The organism is Salinivibrio sp. MA427 (assembly GCF_001996115.1).
Taxonomy (GTDB): Bacteria; Pseudomonadota; Gammaproteobacteria; order Enterobacterales; family Vibrionaceae; genus Salinivibrio; species Salinivibrio costicola.
The window spans coordinates 1-4,473 of record NZ_MUFH01000222.1; the positions used below are offsets into that span (position 1 = coordinate 1).

At 49.6% G+C, this 4,473-nt stretch carries 3 protein-coding genes; all 3 read right to left on the reverse strand.

Annotation, left to right across the window (positions count from 1 at the left end):
• Window positions 1-50 precede the first annotated feature (50 nt).
• Entirely contained in the window at window positions 51-1,133 is a 1,083-nt protein-coding gene (gene wecB, locus BZG79_RS12150; protein ID WP_077774498.1) for a UDP-N-acetylglucosamine 2-epimerase (non-hydrolyzing), read from the reverse strand.
• Between the two features lie 306 nt (window positions 1,134-1,439).
• On the reverse strand, window positions 1,440-2,783 hold the full coding sequence (locus tag BZG79_RS12155; protein WP_077774496.1) for an MBL fold metallo-hydrolase: 1,344 nt from the start codon (window positions 2,781-2,783) through the stop codon (window positions 1,440-1,442).
• Between the two features lie 207 nt (window positions 2,784-2,990).
• Window positions 2,991-3,923 (reverse strand): alpha/beta hydrolase, encoded by a 933-nt coding sequence (locus BZG79_RS12160; protein WP_077774497.1) that lies wholly within the window; start codon window positions 3,921-3,923, stop codon window positions 2,991-2,993.
• Window positions 3,924-4,473 lie beyond the last annotated feature (550 nt).

Below are 4,473 nucleotides of genomic sequence, written 5' to 3' on the forward strand. Positions count from 1 at the left end.
GTGCGCATGACTCATCGTTTTATAAGCCTGATCATTAGTAAGTAATGCTTCTATACCAGTAACAAGTGCGCATGACTCATCGTTTTATAAGCCTGATCATTAGTAAGTAATGCTTCTATACCAGTAACAATTTTATCCACGTCAGTGCCTACAAGTTTAACCGTGCCTGCTGATACAGCTTCTGGCCGTTCTGTAGTATCACGCATTACTAAAACAGGCTTTCCTAAGGATGGTGCTTCCTCCTGAATCCCGCCAGAATCGGTCAAGATAATATAAGCGCGACTTAATAAGTAAATAAAAGGTAGATATTCTTGGGGCTCAATTAAATGCACATTATCTAATCCAGAGAGTAGTCTATTTACCGGCTCACGTACCTGAGGGTTTAAATGCACTGGATATATTACTTGTGATTCAGGATACTGTTTTGCAATGACAGCTAGTGCTTGACATATGCGTTCAAACCCATCACCAAAACTCTCGCGTCGATGTCCTGTCACTAAAATTAATTTTTTATCTTTGTCTAAGTAAGGGAACTGAGACGCTAGTCTGGATTTTAGCTCTACATCGCTATCAATCTTTTTCTTAACTAATTGCAGCGTATCAATCACTGTATTCCCGGTAACAAAAATATCTTCTTCAGCATAATTTTCTTTTAGCAAGTTTTTTTTGGATGTTTCAGTTGGAGCAAAATGGTATTTAGTTAACGTGCCAGTTAACTTACGATTGGCTTCTTCTGGCCATGGCGAGTAGACATTCCCTGTACGCAAACCTGCTTCAACATGCCCAACAGCAATTTTCTCATAATACGAGGCCAGGCCAGCAGCAAAAGTAGTCGCCGTATCACCATGAACGAGAACTATCTCGGGTTGGAATTCCTGCAAGACAGGTTTTAGTTCAATCAGGATACGGGCAGTCACATCATTAAGTGTTTGACCTGCTTGCATAAGATCTAAATCGTAATCTGGTGTAATCTCAAATAAGTCCAGTACTTGATCGAGCATTTCTCGATGTTGAGCCGTCACACAACATTTAGCCTCAAAGCGTGCGTCGTCAGCTAGAGCATGGACGAGTGGGGCCATTTTTATCGCTTCGGGACGCGTCCCAAATATTGTTAGAACTTTTTTTGGAGCCATATTTAGAGTCCTACGCTGTTTAACGACCAGTTCCCGCTCAAAGTGCACGCTTAAGTCGACATTACGCAGGCGGTGTGGTGGGTTTTTAGGCAACAATTTACGGGAAAGAGCAAACCGTGTGCGCATTGGGGATTATGCTCTTTCTGTACTCTGTATTCCGTCATCTGTATTCGGGAATGGGAATACGGAGCGCTTCGCTTACGGGTTACCGAGAAGAGCAAACCGTGCTCGCATCCGGGCCTTTGCTCTTTCTGTACTCTGTATTCCGTCATCTGTATTCGGGAATGGGAATACGGAGCGCTTCGCTTACGGAGTACGGAGAAGAGCAGCTAGTTCCCGTTGGCTGTCCGGTTCGCCGTGGATTAAGTGGATCTGCTTGGGTGGTGGTTGGATGCCTTTTACGAACTTGACCAGGTCATTTTGATCGGCGTGGGCGGAGTAGCCAGAAATTGTGTGGATTTGGGCGTTGACCGTGACTTGCGTGTTGTCTATCCACACCTGTGGGTTACCTTGCTGAATATCGCGGCCAAGGGTGTGTTGGGCTTGGTAACCGGCAAAGATCACATCGGTGCGTTTGTCTTCCAGCAAGGCGGCAAGATAATTCATAATCCGTCCGCCTTGGCACATGCCGGAGGCGGCGACCACAATGGCCGGCTCGCCGCTTTGTTTGAGGCGATTGACCAGTGCCATGTGTTGGCTGTGTTCATCAATGGTGATGCATTGCTCAAAGGCTAACGGATGGCGGTGTTGATTAAGCTTGGTTTTGGCCTCTTTGCTCCATAGCTTTTTAAACTGGCGATAGTGACGTGTGACTTTTTGCGCCATGGGCGAGTCGAGAATAATAGGGAGCGCCTCATCAAGCTGCTTTTGATGGATAAGCTGCTCGATATCAAACAACAGCTCTTGGGTGCGGCCGATACTGAACGCCGGGATCAATATCGCGCCACCGTCTTCTAGTGAGCGTTGAATAATCGCCTCGAGCCGCTGGGCGCGGGTGGCGACGGACTCATGGGTTTTGTCGCCATAGGTGGATTCTAAAAACAAAATATCGGCGCGGCTTGGCGGGATTGGATCAGGTAGCAGTGGCGTGTTGCTTGGGCCTAAATCGCCCGAGAACACTACCCGTTGTTGGTCCGGCAGTTTTAACTCTACGTAGGATGACCCCAAAATATGCCCGGCCGGTTGCAAGCGCAAATAGGTTGCTGGCTGCCCTTTTTGCTTAGGCTTTAGCCGGTGCCAGCTGTTGTAAGGCAAGGTCACGGTTAACTGGCAAATGCGCTCAAGTACCCGCTGACGATCACCGTAATTCATGTTGAGTTGCAACTTTAAGGTGTCGTCAATCAATAGCGGCACCAATGCAGCGGTGGCCTCGGTGCAATAAATGGGACCGTTAAAGCCAGCTGCCAGTAGCCAAGGCAGCAAACCACAGTGATCAATATGGGCATGAGTGAGAATCAGCGCATCAATGCGTTTGCCATTTAAGCTCACCCTCGCCGCCCGCGCTTCATCACCTTGGTATTGGCCGCAGTCAACCAGCAAGCGTAAACCACTGGGTTTTATATCAACTTGGTGACAAGAGCCAGTCACGGTTTGATAGCCACCATGGTGAGTGACGGTGAGGGTTTCATTGTTTATTGAGGTGTTGGGCATGGTCGGATCCTAGGGAAAAGATTATGGCATACGGAATACGGAATACGGAATACGGAGAAGAGCAGCCTCGTGCTCGCCTCCGGGCCCTTGCTCTTTCTGTACTCTGTATTCCGTCATCTGTATTCGGGAATAGGAATACGGAGCACTTCGCTTACAGAATACGGAGAAGAGCAAACCGTGCTCGCATCGGGCTGCTCTTCCCCGCCTTCAATCTTTTATCATCTTATCCATCATCTGTTCTATCAATGGGCTTGGGTGGCCGTTGTCGTCGGTGAGGAAATAGGTATGGCCCCAATTTGGGTCGAATTGGTCGTTAAAGGCGTCGCAGTCGGTTACCGTCACTTTGTTCGCAGGAAGTGCGTCGAGGTTTTCGGGGCCGGTCATGCCTAATCGCCGGGTGACGGTGCGGTGGCGTACGTTGACCACTTTTGAGGCGGCCATGGCGATATCATCGGCGGCATAGTAAACGTGGACTTGTTTGGCGGCATCCAGCACTGCCCTGCCCGGTTGGTGTGGCTCTAGGGCTTGGTTATCGACATCGGCGGCCATCATAAAGATATGCCGAAACCATTGCGGCATGGTGTCGAGCCCGGCGTGTTGGTGCCAATGGGAAAAGGTGCTGATTAAGGTGCGATTGCCCATGGAGTGAGCAAGCACGTTCATGCGGCGTTTGCACGGGGTGGTTTGTTGCTCGGGGGCGCGGCGCCAATCATCAAACATCGCCAGTAAGCGGCTAAATGCCAATCCTGACGCGGTGGCGGCGAGTTGGTCGTCCCAATAATCATCGATAGCACCGAGCCGGCCATCGTCGTCACAGGGCCAGATAATCGGCACCACCAGCATAGCGTTGGGGGAGAGGCGATCAAACTGGTGTTGTAAGGTCTGCGCCATTGGGAAGATGTTGCGCTCCATTTGGTTATTGTAGCCATGGAGCAAAAAGAGGATTTGAGTATGCGCGGGTAAGGCTTTCAGTTTGGCCATAAACGGCGCCGCGGTGATCTCTTGGTATTCACCCTGCCCGGCGCGCTGGCAAAAATACACCCACTTTGAGATATCGGTATTTTGGCTATCAAAGTTTAACCAACGGCCGGCCTCACTGGTCGGCCCTTGCTCAGGAATACGGCTGGTAATAAATAACATGGCATCATCCACCGTTTATGAATGTGCGGATGAGGATAAGCGAGGTAGGTGGTTGAGCTGTATGGTGTTTGGGGAATTTTGCGAGGGAGTGGGCGGAAAGAGATGACGGAATACGGAGAAGAGCAGCCTCGTGCTTGCATTGGGGCTCTTGCTCTTTCCGTACTCTGTATTCCGTCATCGGTATTCGGGAATTGGAATACGGAGCGCTTCGCTTACAGAATACGGAAAAGAGCAGCCTCGTGCTTGCATTGGGGCTTTTGCTCTTTCTGTACTCTGTATTCCGTCATCTGTATTCGGGATCTTGAATACGGAATACGGAGAAGAACGGTCTTGTGCTTGCATTGGGGCTCTTGCTCTTTCCGTACTCTGTATTCCGTCATCGGTATTCGGGATCTTGAATACGGAATACGGAGAAGAGCGGTCTTGTGCTTGCATTGGGGCTTTTGCTCTTTCTGTACTCTGTATTCCGTCATCGGTATTCGGGATCTTGAATACGGAATACCGAAAAGAGCAGCTGGTGCTCGCATTGGGGCTCTTGCTCTTTCCGTAC